16 protein-coding genes are annotated in these 14,075 nt (G+C 65.9%); 7 read left to right on the forward strand and 9 right to left on the reverse strand.

Translation table 11 applies throughout. From position 1 onward, the window contains the following. Positions 1-11 precede the first annotated feature (11 nt). The 4 genes from ACIPXZ_RS01700 to ACIPXZ_RS01715 form a co-directional block, all read right to left on the reverse strand. Positions 12-896, reverse strand: coding sequence for an amino acid ABC transporter permease (locus tag ACIPXZ_RS01700; protein WP_400590396.1), 885 nt, complete (start codon positions 894-896; stop codon positions 12-14). Beyond that, the gene (locus ACIPXZ_RS01705) at positions 893-1,540 is read right to left on the reverse strand and encodes an amino acid ABC transporter permease (protein ID WP_400590397.1); all 648 of its coding nucleotides are present in this window, start codon (positions 1,538-1,540) and stop codon (positions 893-895) included. Before ACIPXZ_RS01705 ends, ACIPXZ_RS01700 begins: the two co-directional genes overlap by 4 nt. A gap of 74 nt (positions 1,541-1,614) precedes the next feature. Further along, positions 1,615-2,529, reverse strand: a complete 915-nt coding sequence (locus ACIPXZ_RS01710; protein WP_400590398.1) for a glutamate ABC transporter substrate-binding protein — start codon at positions 2,527-2,529, stop codon at positions 1,615-1,617. A gap of 63 nt (positions 2,530-2,592) precedes the next feature. Beyond that, positions 2,593-3,348 carry an amino acid ABC transporter ATP-binding protein gene (locus ACIPXZ_RS01715; RefSeq protein ID WP_400590399.1) on the reverse strand — a complete coding sequence of 252 codons (756 nt, stop codon included), beginning with the start codon at positions 3,346-3,348 and terminating at the stop codon, positions 2,593-2,595. A 166-nt stretch (positions 3,349-3,514) separates the two neighbouring features. Here ACIPXZ_RS01715 and ACIPXZ_RS01720 point away from each other — a divergent pair, with 166 nt between their 5' ends. The 4 genes from ACIPXZ_RS01720 to ACIPXZ_RS01735 all read left to right on the forward strand — a co-directional run bounded on the left by ACIPXZ_RS01720 (position 3,515) and on the right by ACIPXZ_RS01735 (position 6,275). Next, complete coding sequence (locus ACIPXZ_RS01720) at positions 3,515-4,291, forward strand: TIGR00730 family Rossman fold protein (protein WP_400590400.1); 777 nt, start codon at positions 3,515-3,517, stop codon at positions 4,289-4,291. Positions 4,292-4,369: 78 nt separating this feature from the next. Then, positions 4,370-4,744 (forward strand): DivIVA domain-containing protein, encoded by a 375-nt coding sequence (locus ACIPXZ_RS01725; RefSeq protein ID WP_400590401.1) that lies wholly within the window; start codon positions 4,370-4,372, stop codon positions 4,742-4,744. Next, positions 4,741-5,997: a hypothetical protein gene (locus ACIPXZ_RS01730; RefSeq protein ID WP_400590402.1), complete on the forward strand. Its 1,257-nt coding sequence runs from the start codon at positions 4,741-4,743 to the stop codon at positions 5,995-5,997. Before ACIPXZ_RS01725 ends, ACIPXZ_RS01730 begins: the two co-directional genes overlap by 4 nt. 107 nt (positions 5,998-6,104) lie before the next feature. Then, positions 6,105-6,275 (forward strand): DUF3117 domain-containing protein, encoded by a 171-nt coding sequence (locus ACIPXZ_RS01735; RefSeq protein ID WP_400590403.1) that lies wholly within the window; start codon positions 6,105-6,107, stop codon positions 6,273-6,275. A 65-nt stretch (positions 6,276-6,340) separates the two neighbouring features. Here the strand turns inward: ACIPXZ_RS01735 and ACIPXZ_RS01740 are convergent, their stop codons facing one another. Beyond that, positions 6,341-6,973: an O-methyltransferase gene (locus ACIPXZ_RS01740; protein ID WP_400590404.1), complete on the reverse strand. Its 633-nt coding sequence runs from the start codon at positions 6,971-6,973 to the stop codon at positions 6,341-6,343. A gap of 173 nt (positions 6,974-7,146) precedes the next feature. Between ACIPXZ_RS01740 and sigE the strand changes: the two genes are divergently transcribed. Next, positions 7,147-7,788 carry an RNA polymerase sigma factor SigE gene (sigE, locus tag ACIPXZ_RS01745; RefSeq protein WP_400590405.1) on the forward strand — a complete coding sequence of 214 codons (642 nt, stop codon included), beginning with the start codon at positions 7,147-7,149 and terminating at the stop codon, positions 7,786-7,788. A gap of 84 nt (positions 7,789-7,872) precedes the next feature. Further along, positions 7,873-8,238: a twin-arginine translocase TatA/TatE family subunit gene (locus ACIPXZ_RS01750; protein ID WP_400590602.1), complete on the forward strand. Its 366-nt coding sequence runs from the start codon at positions 7,873-7,875 to the stop codon at positions 8,236-8,238. A gap of 66 nt (positions 8,239-8,304) precedes the next feature. Here the strand turns inward: ACIPXZ_RS01750 and ACIPXZ_RS01755 are convergent, their stop codons facing one another. From ACIPXZ_RS01755 to ACIPXZ_RS01765, 3 genes are read right to left on the reverse strand one after another with little or no spacing between them, the layout of a single operon-like run. After that, positions 8,305-9,435 (reverse strand): Mrp/NBP35 family ATP-binding protein, encoded by a 1,131-nt coding sequence (locus ACIPXZ_RS01755; protein ID WP_400590406.1) that lies wholly within the window; start codon positions 9,433-9,435, stop codon positions 8,305-8,307. Next, positions 9,432-10,115 (reverse strand): DUF1003 domain-containing protein, encoded by a 684-nt coding sequence (locus ACIPXZ_RS01760; protein ID WP_400590407.1) that lies wholly within the window; start codon positions 10,113-10,115, stop codon positions 9,432-9,434. The genes ACIPXZ_RS01755 and ACIPXZ_RS01760 overlap by 4 nt, the downstream gene beginning before the upstream one ends. Then, positions 10,108-11,391, reverse strand: coding sequence for a magnesium transporter MgtE N-terminal domain-containing protein (locus ACIPXZ_RS01765; protein WP_400590408.1), 1,284 nt, complete (start codon positions 11,389-11,391; stop codon positions 10,108-10,110). The genes ACIPXZ_RS01760 and ACIPXZ_RS01765 overlap by 8 nt, the downstream gene beginning before the upstream one ends. A gap of 76 nt (positions 11,392-11,467) precedes the next feature. Between ACIPXZ_RS01765 and ACIPXZ_RS01770 the strand changes: the two genes are divergently transcribed. Next, positions 11,468-12,385 (forward strand): general stress protein, encoded by a 918-nt coding sequence (locus ACIPXZ_RS01770; protein WP_400590409.1) that lies wholly within the window; start codon positions 11,468-11,470, stop codon positions 12,383-12,385. Between the two features lie 76 nt (positions 12,386-12,461). On the opposite strand, the gene ACIPXZ_RS01775 is transcribed toward ACIPXZ_RS01770, so the two are convergent. Further along, complete coding sequence (locus ACIPXZ_RS01775) at positions 12,462-14,027, reverse strand: aminopeptidase P family protein (RefSeq protein WP_400590410.1); 1,566 nt, start codon at positions 14,025-14,027, stop codon at positions 12,462-12,464. Positions 14,028-14,075: the final 48 nt, after the last annotated feature.

Here is a 14,075-nt window from a genome sequence, read left to right on the forward strand (position 1 = left end):
TGGGCGGGTGGTCAGGCACCGCTTGCGCCGCCCAGGCCCGCGAGACCGGCTTGGCCAGCCACGACATCCGGTGTCTGCTCCATGGGGGTCTTGCCGCCCTTCTTCAGGCGGATCTCCACGAGCTTGGCAATGCCGGACAGGATGAGGCACATGCCGATGTAGATCACGGCCGCCACCATGGCGGCCTGGATGATCGGCGAGCCGTACTGGGCCTGGGAACCGAAGTACTTCGCCTGGAACAGGATCTCGTTGTAGGTCACGATGAAGCCGAGTGCGGTGTCCTTCAGGATCACCACCAGCTGTGCCAGTACCAGTGGGAGCATCGCGCGGAAGGCCTGCGGGAAGAGGATGAGGTTCATGACCTGGCTCTTGCGCAGGCCGATCGCCATGCCAGCCTCCTTCTGGCCCTTCGGCAGCGACTCGATGCCGGCTCGGAAGGCCTCCGCGAGGACGGAGCCGTTGTAGAGGGTCAGACCGCCGACGACCGCCGCGTACGGCGGCAAAGCGATCCCGATGCTCGGCAGGCCGTAGTAGATCATCATCATGAGGATCAGCAACGGGACAGCACGGAACAGCTCCACGATCCAGTAGCACGGCACCGATACCCAGCGGTGATCGGAGAGTTTGCCGATGGCCAGCAGCATGCCGAGCACGATGCTGAGCACCGCTGCGAGGGCGAAAGCCGAGAGCGTCGCCCCCACCGCCTGGACGATGGTCTGCTGCACCAGCGGGAAGGTGAAGATTTTCCACTTCGCTGCCGTGAACTGGCCGGTGTCCGCCAGCCGGATGATGATGAAGGCGATGACGCCGAGCACCACGAGAAGGGTGACGATGCCGCCCACCAGGTTGCGGGCTTTCGCCTTGGGGCCGGGCGCGTCGAACAGGACGGAGGTCATCGTGCCACCTTCCACTTCTTCTCGAAGTGCCGTTGGAGCAGGGACAACAGGGCCACCAGGATGATGAAGCCCAGCGCGATCCACAGCAGGCCCACCATGGCCGGCTCGCCGCGCTCGGAGAGATTGGCACGGATGGAACCGGCTTCCATCACCGAGAAGCCCGCTGCCACCGTGGTGTTCTTCAGCAGCGCGATCAGCACGCTGAAGAGCGGAGGGATCACCGCGCGGAAGGCCTGCGGGAGGACGACCAAACTCAGTGTCTGGCCGAACCCGAGTCCGATGGCGCGGGCCGCCTCGGCCTGGCCGACCGGCACCGTATTGATGCCCGATCGGATGGTCTCCGCCACGTAGGTGGCAGTGTAGATGCTCAGGCCCACGATGGCGGCCACCATGAAGGAGATCTGAGGCAGGCCGAGCTTCGGGTATCCGAGGGCGAAGAAGAACAGGATGAGGGTCAGCGGGGTGTTGCGGACCAGGTTGACGTAGCCCGTTCCGACGGCACGCGCCGCGGGGATCGGTGAGACGCGCATGGCGCCCACGATCGTGCCGATGATGAGGGAGAAGATCGCTGAGAAGAAGAACAGGATGATCGTGTTCTTGAAGCCCTCGGTGAAGAGGTCGAGATTGTCGAGCAGGGTACTCACGTTTCAGGCCGCTTTCGCTCGCAGTGGCAGGGCGGTGGTGCGGGAGGAAGGCCTCCCGCACCACCGATGCTGGATTACTGGTAGTCGTCTACGGCAGGCTGGGTCACCTTCTGGCCGGAGGCGCCGAGCGTGGAGTCGTAGATCTTCTCCCAGGTGCTCTTGCCATCCGTGAACATCTTGTTGATGAAGTGACGGAGGGCGGCGTCGCCCTTGGTCAGACCGACACCGTACTTCTCCGTGGTGAACGGCTGGCCGACGACCTTGAGGTTGTCCGGATCCTGAGCGGCGTAGCCGAGCAGGATGGCCTGGTCCGTGGTGACCGCGTCCACGGTGCCACTCTTCAGCGAGTCGACGCACTGCGAGTAGGTGTCGAACTCGATCGGGGTGGCGGTCTTGAAGTTCTCGCGGATGTTCTGGATCGGGGTGGAGCCCGTGGCCGAGCAGACCTTCTTGCCGCCCAGATCCTTCTCGCTGTTGATGGAGGTGTTGTCCTTCTTCACCAACAGGCCCTGACCCGTGATGAAGTACGGACCGGCGAAGTCCACCTGCTTCTTGCGCTTGTCCGTGATGGAGTAGGTGCCGACGTAGTAGTCGATGTCACCGTTCTGGATCGCGGATTCACGGTTGGCCGAGGGGATCGGCTTGAATTCGATCTTGCTCTTGTCGAAGCCCAGCGAGGCGGCGATCCACTTGGCGATCTCCACATCGAAACCGCTGTACTCGCCGGTGGCTGCGTCCTTGAAGCCGAGTCCGGGCTGGTCCTGCTTCACGCCGATGCGGATCTTGCCGGCTGCCTTGATCTTGTCGAAGGTGGGGCTGCCGGTGAGTGAGACGTTCGATGCCACCGTGTAGGGAGCGTCTCCTCCGGATCCGCTCCCATTGGTGGAGCCCGCGTCGCCGCCGGTGCCACCGCACGCGGAGAGCGTGAGCGCCAAGGCGGCCGCGGCTGCGCCGAAGGCGGCTCTGCGGCGAGTGAACAGTGTCTTCATGATGTTTCCCTTTCCGTGGACGGCGCGAAGGCCGGCGGTATGGTGCGAGCCGGTTCCCCGGTCTCAGTGAGTCAGAAGTTTCGAGAGGAAGTCCTTGGCGCGGGAGCTCTTGGGATTGGTGAAGAACTCCTCCGGTTCGGAGTCCTCCACGATCTGGCCGTCTGCCATGAACACCACGCGATCGGCGGCCTTCCGGGCGAAGCCCATCTCGTGGGTCACGACGATCATGGTCATGCCGTCCTTGGCCAGCTGGACCATCACGTCCAGAACCTCGTTGATCATTTCGGGGTCCAGGGCACTGGTGGGCTCATCGAAGAGCATCACCTTGGGCTTCATCGCCAGGGCCCGGGCGATGGCGACCCGCTGCTGCTGCCCGCCGGAGAGCTGGGACGGCAGCTTAGGGGCCTGCTTGCCGACGCCGACGCGGTCCAGAAGGGCCATGGCGTCCTTCTCAGCCGCGGACTTGCCCTGCTTCTTGACCTTGATGGGGCCGAGAGTCACGTTCTCGAGGATGGACTTGTGTGCGAACAGATTGAACGACTGGAACACCATGCCGACGTCGGCACGCAACTGGGCGAGCTGCTTGCCCTCGGCCGGCAGTTCCTTGCCGTCGATGGTGATCCGGCCGTCGTCGATGGTCTCCAGACGGTTGATGGTGCGACAGAGCGTGGACTTGCCCGAACCCGAAGGCCCGATGATCACCACTACCTCGCCGCGCTTCACCTCCAGGTTGATGTCTTGGAGCACGTGAAGCGATCCATAGTGCTTGTTAACGCCCTTGAGGGAGACGAGAGCCTCCCGTTCCTCATGTGCGGTCATGCCTATGACCTTAGTCACAAGATTTGCCATACGTGAACCGTCCCGGGCAATCTCATCCCGATTGTGATGCTTCCTGAGCTGGGCAAACCCCGCCGCAGAGGGGTTCCGGCCCCGCCATTCGTACGGTTCCGGTCAATTCGTGGACCCGCGGGCTACGCTGTGGGGCATGAGCACGCACTTCACCTCACCCCGGAACAACGAACCCCGGCGCCGCGGGCCCGTCGAGCTCCGACGTGGGCAAACAGGCATGCAGATGGCCGACCAGCGACTCCTGGACAGCGGCACGCCGGGAGCGTTCGTGCACTCCGACCCGTGGCGCGTCATGAGGATCCAGAGCGAATTCGTGGAGGGTTTCGGAGCCCTTGCGGATCTGGGCCCGGCCATCAGCGTCTTCGGGTCGGCCAGGACCAGACCGGGGACGCCGTTCTATGAACTCGGGGTGGCGATCGGCAGGAAGCTGGCGGAGAACGGTGTCGCCGTCATCACCGGTGGTGGTCCGGGTTCCATGGAGGCGGCCAACAAAGGTGCGGTCGAGGGCGGAGGCGTCTCCGTGGGCCTCGGCATCGAGCTGCCGTTCGAGCAGGGCATGAACGAGTGGGTGGATCTCGGGATCAACTTCCGCTATTTCTTCGCCCGCAAGACGATGTTCGTGAAGTATGCACAGGGCTTCGTGGTCCTGCCCGGTGGACTGGGCACCCTGGACGAACTCTTCGAGGCGATGGTTCTGGTCCAGACCCACAAGGTGACCTCATTCCCGATCATCCTGGTCGGGGTCGACTTCTGGCAGCCGATGCTGGACTGGATCAAGAGCACCCTGGTCAGTGAGGGCATGGTGTCTCCGCAGGACCTGAATCTCGTTCAGCTCGTGGACGACCCCGACGATGCCGTCCGGCGCGTACTGCATGGCGTCCGCCTGGCGGATCCGGACCAGCGCCCCGAATGACGGCCCCGCCTCGCTCGCAGGCCGGGTGACCGAGGCGTCGGGGAGGGCCGGGCAGAGGGATTCTGGCACCATGGTGGCATGAGTTTCCTCCTGGTCTTCCTCGCCGTCGTGGTGCTGGGCATCGCCGTCGTCATGGCCACCCCGCTGTTGCGCCGCTTTGGCGTGGGTCGGGGTGTCCCCGGTGCCCAGGAGCTGGAGGACGGCTTCGAGGAGCCGTCCGCGCGTCTTCCCGCGGTCCTGCTGCCCGAGAGGCCGACCCCGGCGGATGTGGACCGCCTCCGCTTCTCCCTTGGCTTGCGCGGGTACCGGATGGATCAGGTGGATGAAGTGCTGGACCGGCTGCGTGACCAGCTGACCCTCTTGCAGAGCGAACTCGGCCAGGCACAGGCCGACCTCGCACGGCTCGCGGCGACAGCGGCTGTCCAGGACGACGACGCCGGCAGCCCCGCGTGAGCGCGTTGGAGGAGCAGGAACAGCAACAGCTCCCCGTGCGCCCTGAGAGGCTCCCTCACGCCCTCTGGAGCAGGCCGGGGGCCTGGCCTTGGTGGCTGCAGATCGCGGCGGCCTACGTGGCCGCGCGGGCTTTCAGCTTCCTGGTGTTCTCCGGTGCTGCCTTCAAACAGGGGATCAACCCCTGGATGCAGCCCGCCCCCGGGTACTGGGACTTCGTGACCATCTGGGACGGCCGGTGGTATCAGATCGCAGCGGAGAACGGGTACCCGGCTCAGTTGCCTCTGGACTCTCTCGGCAATGTCCAGGAGAACGCCTGGGCCTTCTACCCCGTACTCCCGTTGCTGGGCAAGGCGCTTTCCGGCGTCGTCGGGATTCCCGTGCTCGCGTCGATGACGGCCATCGCCATGGTGGCGGGCCTGCTGGCGGCCCTGGTGGTCTTCCGCCTCTTTCTTCAGTTCAGTTCACATCGCACGGCCTTCTGGGGCACCGTGTTCGTGGCCTGCTTCCCGGTCTCCGCGATTCTTCAGGTCCCGTATGCGGAGTCACTCAATCTGCTCTTCCTCGCCGCTGCGCTCCTGGCGCTCGTGCAACGGCGTTATGTCTCGGCGATGCCATTCGTGGTACTGGCAGCCCTGTCCCGGCCCATGGGCGTCCCCTTCGGCGCCTTGGTGGGCCTGCTCTGGGCACACCGGCTCTGGGCGCTGTTCAGGGAACGACGCCGGCCCGACCGGGCTGAGACCCGCTCCCTGCTGGCGCACGGCGCCCTGACCCTGGTGGCGTGCACCGCCGCCCTCGCCTGGCCGGCGCTGGCGTGGGCGAGGACCGGCGATATCGCGGCCTACACCAAGACGGAGACGGTCTGGAGGGGCGGCGGTCTGGTGCCGTTCAAGCCATGGTGGGACATGGCCGTGGGTACGCTCGGGCCGGTTCTCGGTCCGGTGGCGCTGCTGGCGTTCCTCGTCTGCTCGGCCTGGGCTCTGCTCAAAGCGCCCGCAGTGCGCAGGATCGGCGTGGAACTGCGCTTGTGGTGTGCGTGCTATCTGATCTACCTGCTGGCGTTCCTTCAGCCGCAGACCAGCACCTTCAGGCTGCTGTTGCCATTGTTCCCGCTTGGCTTGGCAGTGGCCTTCGTGTCCCGCTCCAAGGCCTATCGCTGGACCGTGGTGCTGATGTTCTCCCTGCTCCAGATCGTATGGGTCGTCTGGCTCTGGGCGTGGGCTCAGCTGCCCGGCGGAGGCGACTACCCACCGTGACCGGGGATGACGTCAGCCACGCGGGTTGCTCCAACGATTAGCCTGTGACCTACGACTCGGGGGATAATGGTTGGTGACGCACCCGACGAACGCAAGGAGAATCTCCTATGGCCGCCATGAAGCCCCGGACCGGGGATGGACCCATGGAAGTGACCAAAGAAGGACGCAGTCTCATCATGCGGGTTCCGCTGGAAGGCGGCGGCCGCCTGGTGGTGGAACTCAACACCGCTGAGGCCACTGAACTGCGCAACTGCCTTGCAGGTGTGACCGAGAGCTGAGATGACGGATCGTGATCCGGGGCGGTGGCCGTGAGGCCGCCGCCCTCGTGGTTTTAAGGAAGCTCTCAGCGCTTGACGGCGGCGAGGAGCCCGTCGCCGACGGTGAAGACCGTGGTGAGGACCTTCTCGTCGTCGCGCAGCCCCTTGATCAGCTGGCGGAGCGTCACGGTGACCTGATCGCGGTTCGCGGGGTTGGCGACGCGGTCCCGGTCCAGTGCGTCGTTGAGCAGGGCGATGCCGCCAGGCTTGAGAAGCCGCAGTGCCTGCTGGACGTAGAACGGGGCGTTGCCCTTGTCCGCATCGATGAACACCAGATCGTAGGCGCCGTCGGTCAGCCGGGGGAGCACGTCCTGGGCCTTCCCGGAGATCGTCCTGGTGCGGTTGGCGGGAACACCGGCTTCCGCGAAGGCGACGCGGGCTGCCCGCAGGTGTTCGACATCGTGGTCGATGGAGGTCAGTACGGCATGCGGAGACAGCCCCCGCAGGAGGTAGACGCCGGAGACGCCGGCGCCGGTGCCGATCTCCACGGCCGTACGGGCCTTGGCGGTGGCCGCCAGGACGGACAGGGCGGTGCCGGTGCCCGGCGAAACCGCGGTGACACCGAGTTCGAAGGCCCGCTCGCGCGCCCGGAGCAGGACCTGGTCCTCCTCCGGCAGGCCTTCGCTGAAGGACCAGCTGGCGGACTTATCGGTGCTCATCAGAATTTCGCCCTCTGCGGAATGGGGGTACGGGAACTGGCTCCCCAGAAATTTCACAGGGAACCTTGACATGATAGCCGTCAAAGTGCTGCGGATTGAAGTCGCGTTCAGCGCGAGCCACGGCACACCAGGGCACGGACCGCCATGGGGGATGCACGGGAAGGGAACAGAACATGTTGGACATGACGAAGGCCCCTGACAACGCAGTGGCAGAAGACAGCGGCGCAGCCGTTCAGGAGCCGCAGGGCGAATGGAAGCGGCCCAGCTGGGAGGAAGTGGTGACCAACCACTCCGCCAAGGTCTATCGTCTGGCGTACCGTCTGACGGGGAACCGGCATGACGCGGAGGATCTGACCCAGGAGGTCTTCGTCCGCGCCTTCAAGTCCCTGGACCGCTTCAAGCCGGGAACACTCGACGGCTGGCTGCATCGCATCACGACCAATCTCTTCCTGGATCAGGTGCGTCGCAAGGCCCGCATCCGCTTCGACGGCCTGCCCGAGGACGCGGACCAGCGGATCCCCGGCAATGAGATCGGACCGGAACGCAGCTTCGAGTTCAACAATCTCGACGCGGACATCCAGGAGGCCCTGGAGAAGCTGCCCATCGAATTCCGCACGGCCGTGATCCTCTGTGACATCGAAGGCTTCTCCTATGACGAAGTAGCCACTGCGCTGGGCATCAAGCTCGGCACCGTGCGCTCCCGCATCCACCGTGGTCGCGCGCTTCTGAGGACCGCGCTGGCCGACCGCGATCCGCGTCGTCCTGCCTCGGGACGGCCCCAGCTCAAGCTCCCTCGCGTGGCGGGAATCCACTGACCGGATCCGTTCCGTGTCACTGAAGATCGGCCCTGCCTCCGGGATCGTCCAGGAGGCAGGGGAGAGGGTAGTCTTTCCAACGTGATATTCGGTATTAATGGGCCAGAATTCCTGATCCTGCTGGTCATCGGTGTTCTGGTGATCGGCCCTAAGCGTCTGCCCGAATACACCCAGGGTCTGATGAACCTGGTCCGCGGCGTGCGGAGAATGGCCTCCGGCGCGCGGGACCAGATCAAGGAAGAAGTCGGCATCGACATCGATGAGGTCGACTGGAGGAAGTACGACCCCCGTCAGTACGACCCGCGCCGCATCATCAAAGAGGCCCTTCTCGAGCCCGAGCCCGGTGCTCAGCCGCAGGCGGCCGTCCCCGCGGCGGTGACCGTCCCGCAGCGCGAGGTGATCCGCCTCGCAGAGGGCGAGACGGCACCGTTCGACACCGAGGCGACCTGACCGGCCCGGACAACGACATCTCAGACGACGGCGGCCCGCGTGCATCACGCGAGCCGCCGTCGTCTGTCAGTGTCTTGGGCTGACCCCCAGCGACAGGCCGCTGAGGCCGCGCGGCTGGGCGGCGAGGGCTCCGGCGATCCGTTCCAGTTCCTGGGCCACCGGGGAGGAAGGTGCGCCGACGACGACGGGCAGCCCGCCGTCGCCGCCTTCGCGCAGCGCGATCTCCAGGGGCAGACGTCCGAGCAGGGGCACCGCGTATCCCAAGGTCTCGCTCAGCCGGCGGGAGAGCGTTTCGCCACCGCCGCTGCCGAACACCTCGAGACGCTCGCCTCCGGGAGCATCGAAGTAGGACATGTTCTCAACCACCCCGGCCACGCGCTGCCCGGTCTGCGTCGATACCGTGCCAGACCGTTCGGCGACGTCGGCGGCTGCTGCCTGAGGAGTGGTGACCACGAGCACCTGGGCGTCGGGGAGCAACTGCGAGACCGAGATGGCGATATCCCCGGTGCCCGGGGGAAGGTCCAGGAAGAGGTAGTCCAGATCGCCGAAGTAGACCTCTGAGAGGAACTGCTCCAGGGCACGATGCAGCATGGGGCCACGCCAGGCCACCGGGGTATTGCCCTGCACGAACATCCCGATCGAGATGACTTTCACACCGTGCGCCACCGGGGGCAGGATCATTTCGTCGACGCGGGTAGGGGACTGGGTGATGCCCATGAGACCAGGTACGGAGAAACCATGCACATCCGCGTCGACGATTCCCACGCGGAGACCACGCGCGGCCAGGGCGCAGGCCAGGTTGACCGTCACGGAGGACTTTCCGACCCCGCCCTTGCCACTGGTCACGGCGAAGACCTTGGTGAGGTTGCCGGGCCGGCTGAATGGGATTCCTCGCTCGCCGCCCGGGCCGCGCAACTGCTCCTTCAGCTTCTGACGCTGCTCGGGGGTCATGACGGCGAGCTCCACGCGCACCTCACGAACGCCTGCCACGGCCCCGAGCGCGTTCCCGGCATCCGAGGTGATGGTGTCCCTCAGAGGGCATCCCTGGATGGTCAGAAGGACCCGCAGGTCCACGATCCCGTCCCGGTCCACCTCGACCGAGTCCACCATGCCCAGCTCGGTGATGGGCTTGCGGAGTTCCGGGTCGATCACAGTGTCCAGGGCGCGGAGAAGCGCCTCGCGCGTCGGCAGGCTCATGAACGTGATCCGGGGCCGTCCCCGGCCGATTCGGGCTTGGGTTTGCGCACCTTGGGGATCTGCTGAGTGCGCGGCCCACGTTGCCGGTCGCGCTTGTCCCGGATCTTCTCTTTGACCTTGTCGGCAGTCCGGTCACCCTCGGGGGAGTCGTCCTCGGAAGAGCTGAACTCGTGCTGCGCCTCGATGATGTCCTCGAGCAATGAGCGCATCTCAGCCCGGACGTAGTCACGGGTGGCGACTTCACGGAGGGCGACGCGCAGGGCGGCCAGTTCTCGGGTGAGGTACTCCGTATCGGCGAGGTTCCGCTCGGCGCGCTGGCGGTCCTGTTCCAGGGCGACGCGGTCCCGGTCGTCCTGGCGGTTCTGAGCGAGCAGCAGCAGGGGGGCGGCGTAGGAGGCCTGCAGGGAGAGCATGAGGGTCAGCAGGGTGAAGCCCAATGCCTGCTGGTCGAACTGCCAATCGGCGGGAGCCCAGCTGTTCCAGGCCAGCCAGAAGACACAGAAGATGGTCATGTAGACCAGGAACTGCGGGGTGCCCATGAACCGGGCGAAGCCCTCCGTGGCCTTTCCGAACGCGTCGGGGTTGGGGGAGAAGCGCGGGAAGAACCTGCTCCTGGCGGCGCGTGGCGTGTCCAGGCTGTTCTTCTCGGCGAGTGGGCGGCGTTCCCTCTTATCAGCCATTGCGGCCCCTCAGCTTCTTGTATGGGACGTCTTCGGCATGGGCGCGCCAGTCCTCCGGCAGCAGGTGGTCCAGGACGTCGTCGACGGTGACGGCGCCGACCAGGCGGCCGGACTCGTTCACCACGGGCAGGGCGTTGAGGTTGTAGACCGCCATGATGCGGGCCACCTCGCTGATGTGGGCCTGGTCCTGTACCGGTTCCAGGTTCTTGTCCACCAGATTCCCCAAGGGCTCGGGCGGGGGATAACGCAGCAGTTGCTGGATGTGCACCACCCCCAGGAATCGGCCCGTGGGGGTTTCCAGGGGCGGCCGGGCGATGAAGATCGAGGACGCCAGGGCGGGAGTCAGTTCCTCACGACGGACGTGAGCGAGCGCTTCGGCCACAGTGGCTTCCGGCGGAAGGATGACGGGCACGGGGGTCATGAGACCGCCGGCCGTGTCCTCGTCGTACTCCAGGAGCCGCCGGACGTCTTCCGCTTCCTCCGGTTCCATGAGCTGGAGGAGCTCCTCCTGTTGTGCCTCCGGCAGCTCGGAGAGAAGGTCGGCGGCGTCGTCGGGATCCATCTCCTCCAGGACGTCGGCCGCACGTTCGCGGTCCAGCGAGGAGAGGATCCCCACCTGGTCCTCTTCCGGGAGCTCCTGGAGCACGTCAGCGAGCCGCTCGTCCTGCAGCTCGCTCGCGACCTCGAAGCGTCGTTTGTCGCTCATCTCCTGCAGCGCCTCGGCGAAGTCTGCGGCCTTGAGGTCTTCGTGGCTGGCGACGAAGGCCGTGGCCGCCTGGGGTTCCGCCGCGTTGGCCTGGACGGCGTCCGTCCAGTTGATGATCATGGTCTCGTTGCGCCGCAAGCGCGCCAGAGGGGAGAAGGAGTGCCCACGCCGGACGAAGAGCTTCGAGACGAACCAGTCGCCGGAGCGGTGCTGGTCGATCGCGATGTCCTCGATCGTGGCGGAGCCGGAGCCGTCCGTGAGGGTCACGCGGCTGTCGAACATCTCGGCGACGACCAGGGTCTCCATGCCGCGCTGTTCGAAACGCCGGAGGTTGACCAGACCGGTGCTGATCACCTGGACCTGGTCCATGCTGGTCACCCGCGTCATGGGGACGAAGACGCGTTTCTTCCCGGGAACCTCCACCACCAGGCCTACGGCATGCGGGGGTGCGCCGTTGGCGCGCGCCAGCACCACGACGTCGCGAACACGCCCCAGACGATCGCCGAGGGGGTCGAAGACATCGAGGCCGAGGAGGCGGGCAACGAAGACACGGGAAGTAGGGTTGCTCACCCGCTAAGGCTATCGACTTAGTCCTCGAATGGCTGAATTCTGTCGGAAGGGCGAAAGAATAGGCAAGAATGTGAGTATGTCGAACATGTTTGGTGCACCCAGGATCCCCGAGGAGCTCCGTTCCGTGCCTCAAGGCGTGACGGTGGGCTCCTACACCTCCTACCTCGATGCCCAGAAGGCCGTGGACTACCTGGCGGACCAGCAGTTCCCTGTCCAGTACGTCTCGATCGTGGGCAACGACCTCAAGCTCGTCGAGCGCGTGACCGGGCGCCTGAGCTATCCGCGGGTGGCCGTGTCCGGCCTGCTGAGTGGTATCTGGTTCGGTCTTTTCATCGGTCTGCTGCTCTCCCTGTTCTCGCCGGGTGGCGCCTTCTCGGTGCTGACCTCGGTCCTCATGGGGGCGGCGTTCTTCGCGCTCTTCGGCATCGTCAGTTACGCCATGCAGCGCGGGAAGCGTGACTTCACCTCCACGAGCCAGGTTCTGGCCAGCAGCTACGACGTCATCGTGGCGCCCGAAGTCGCCTCGGAGGCCAGCCGCCTGCTTCAGCAGCTCCCCATGCGGGGCAATGAGCCGGTCCGCGGGGCTGGGCAGGGTCAGGGCTTCCGTCACCCCCAGCAGGGTGGTGAAGGTCAGCAACCTCCGCAGCGTCCTGATGGCTGGGGCAACCCGTACGGTCAGCCGGGGCAACAGCCTCAGCAAGGGCAGCAGCAAGAGCCCCAGACCCCAACCACCCAATCCCCGGACTATCACGATCTGCCGGACGGCCGGCCGCAGTACGGTGTCCGGCTGCCGCACCCCGGGCATGAGCCGCAGGCTCCCAGTCAGCAATCGCCGGCCCAGCAGGCGCCTATCCAGCAAGTGCCAGAGCCGCAGGCCGGTGCGCAGCAAGCAGCAACCCCGGAAACCGAAAGGCCGGACGCGGAATCGCAGCCGCAGGCCGGGCAGGCTCCTGCCGACGGAGAGCGGAAGGAACAGGGCGGTCAGGAACACTGAGCCGCGCTGCTCCGGAGTACGGAAGGGCCCCGTCACCTTGCGGTGACGGGGCCCTTCCGTACTCCGGAGCTGTTCGTCAGCTCTGCTGAGCGGACAGCCAGGCTTCGACGTCGTCCGCAGTGCGCGGCAGTGCGGCACTGAGGTTCACCGCGCCGTCGGCGGTGACCAGGATGTCGTCCTCGATGCGCACGCCGATGCCACGGTACTCCTCCGGCACCGAGAGGTCCTCAGCCTTGAAGTAGAGGCCGGGCTCGATGGTGAAGACCATGCCTTCCACCAGTTCAGCGTCGAGGTAGAGCTCGCGCTTGGCCTGGGCGCAATCGTGGACGTCAAGGCCGAGGTGGTGGCTGGTGCCGTGCGGCATCCAGCGACGGTGCTGCTGGCCGCTCTCCGACACGGCTTCCTCGACGGAGACGGGCAGCAGACCCCACTCAGAGAGGCGCTCGGCCAGGACACGCGTGGCGATCTGGTGGAGTTCGCGGAACTTCAGCCCGGGCTTGGCCGCCGCGAAGGCGGCGTCCGCGGCGTCGAGCACCGCTTCGTAGACACGGCGCTGGACTTCGGAGAAGGCACCGTTCACCGGGAGGGTTCGGGTCACGTCCGCCGTGTAGAGACTCTCGGCCTCGACTCCTGCGTCGAGAAGCAGCAGATCGCCGTCCTTCACCTGACCGTTGTTGTGGATCCAGTGCAGGATGGTCGCGTTGTTGCCGGACGCGGCGATGGTGTCGTAGCCCAGGTCGTTGCCTTCTTCGCGGGCTTTGGCGAAGAACGCTCCTTCGACGACGCGCTCACCGCGGTGGTGGGCGACGGCGCGTGGCAGCGCCTTGGCGACCTCATGGAAGCCTTCGATGGTGGCGGCGACGGCGGCCTTCATCTGCTCGAGCTCCCACTCGTCCTTGACCAGGCGGAGTTCCGAGAGGGCTTCGGTGAGCTTCTCATCCAGAGCGTCGAGAGCGGAGAGGTCGAGATTCTCGGGGTCCTGAGCGGTGTTGTAGCGAGCGGTGTCCACCAGGGCATCGATGTTCTCATCGACCTTGCGGACCAGACGGATGGAGATTCCGCCGATCTCCGAGGCACCGACGTTCTTGGTGATGGCCACCTCGAGTTCGTCCAGGTGGGTGGTGTCGAGGTCCAGGCTGGCCTTCAGTTCGGCAAGCGTGGGGCGGGGACCGATCCAGAACTCACCCGAACGGGCATCGGAGTAGAACTGTTCGGTGTCGCGGCCGGCGAGCGGACGGAAGTAGAGCGTCGCGTGGTGGTTGCCGCCGTCGTCGCCCTGTCCCTCATCGGTGGGTTCCAGAATGAGCACGGCGTCGGGCTCATGGTCCACGCCCAGGCCCGTGAGGTGGGCGAAGGCGGAGTGCGGGCGGAAGCGGTAGTCGGTGTCGTTGGAGCGGACCTTCAGGGGGCCTGCGGGGATCACGAGGCGTTCGCCCTTGAACTGATCCGAGATGGCACGGCGGCGTCGGGCGGCGTGCTCGGCGACGGCGTCCTGAGCCGGGAGCTCCTGCGAGGCGGGGGCCCAGTTGCCGGCCATGAAGGCTTTGAAGGCGTCCGACGACGGTCGCTGCGAACGGTTGTTCACGCGTTCCTCGATCGGCTGGGTGGTGGCATCAGTGGTGTGTTCTGCGGCATTCACCATCTCATCGTCTCACTGATTCGCCCCGGCCAGGATTGCCGAACTCGCGGC

The sequence above is a fragment of the Arthrobacter sp. NPDC090010 genome (assembly GCF_044748305.1).
GTDB lineage: Bacteria > Actinomycetota > Actinomycetes > Actinomycetales > Micrococcaceae > Arthrobacter_E.

Coding starts and splice junctions, on each gene's coding strand:
- ACIPXZ_RS01700 (WP_400590396.1), bottom strand. CDS start 896: ATGACCTCCGTCCTGTTCGACGCGCCCGGCCCCAAGGCGAAAGCCCGC.
- ACIPXZ_RS01710 (WP_400590398.1), bottom strand. CDS start 2,529: ATGAAGACACTGTTCACTCGCCGCAGAGCCGCCTTCGGCGCAGCCGCG.
- ACIPXZ_RS01715 (WP_400590399.1), bottom strand. CDS start 3,348: ATGACCGCACATGAGGAACGGGAGGCTCTCGTCTCCCTCAAGGGCGTT.
- ACIPXZ_RS01720 (WP_400590400.1), top strand. CDS start 3,515: ATGAGCACGCACTTCACCTCACCCCGGAACAACGAACCCCGGCGCCGC.
- ACIPXZ_RS01725 (WP_400590401.1), top strand. CDS start 4,370: ATGAGTTTCCTCCTGGTCTTCCTCGCCGTCGTGGTGCTGGGCATCGCC.
- ACIPXZ_RS01735 (WP_400590403.1), top strand. CDS start 6,105: ATGGCCGCCATGAAGCCCCGGACCGGGGATGGACCCATGGAAGTGACC.
- ACIPXZ_RS01740 (WP_400590404.1), bottom strand. CDS start 6,973: ATGAGCACCGATAAGTCCGCCAGCTGGTCCTTCAGCGAAGGCCTGCCG.
- sigE (WP_400590405.1), top strand. CDS start 7,147: ATGTTGGACATGACGAAGGCCCCTGACAACGCAGTGGCAGAAGACAGC.
- ACIPXZ_RS01755 (WP_400590406.1), bottom strand. CDS start 9,435: ATGAGCCTGCCGACGCGCGAGGCGCTTCTCCGCGCCCTGGACACTGTG.
- ACIPXZ_RS01760 (WP_400590407.1), bottom strand. CDS start 10,115: ATGGCTGATAAGAGGGAACGCCGCCCACTCGCCGAGAAGAACAGCCTG.
- ACIPXZ_RS01770 (WP_400590409.1), top strand. CDS start 11,468: ATGTCGAACATGTTTGGTGCACCCAGGATCCCCGAGGAGCTCCGTTCC.
- ACIPXZ_RS01775 (WP_400590410.1), bottom strand. CDS start 14,027: ATGGTGAATGCCGCAGAACACACCACTGATGCCACCACCCAGCCGATC.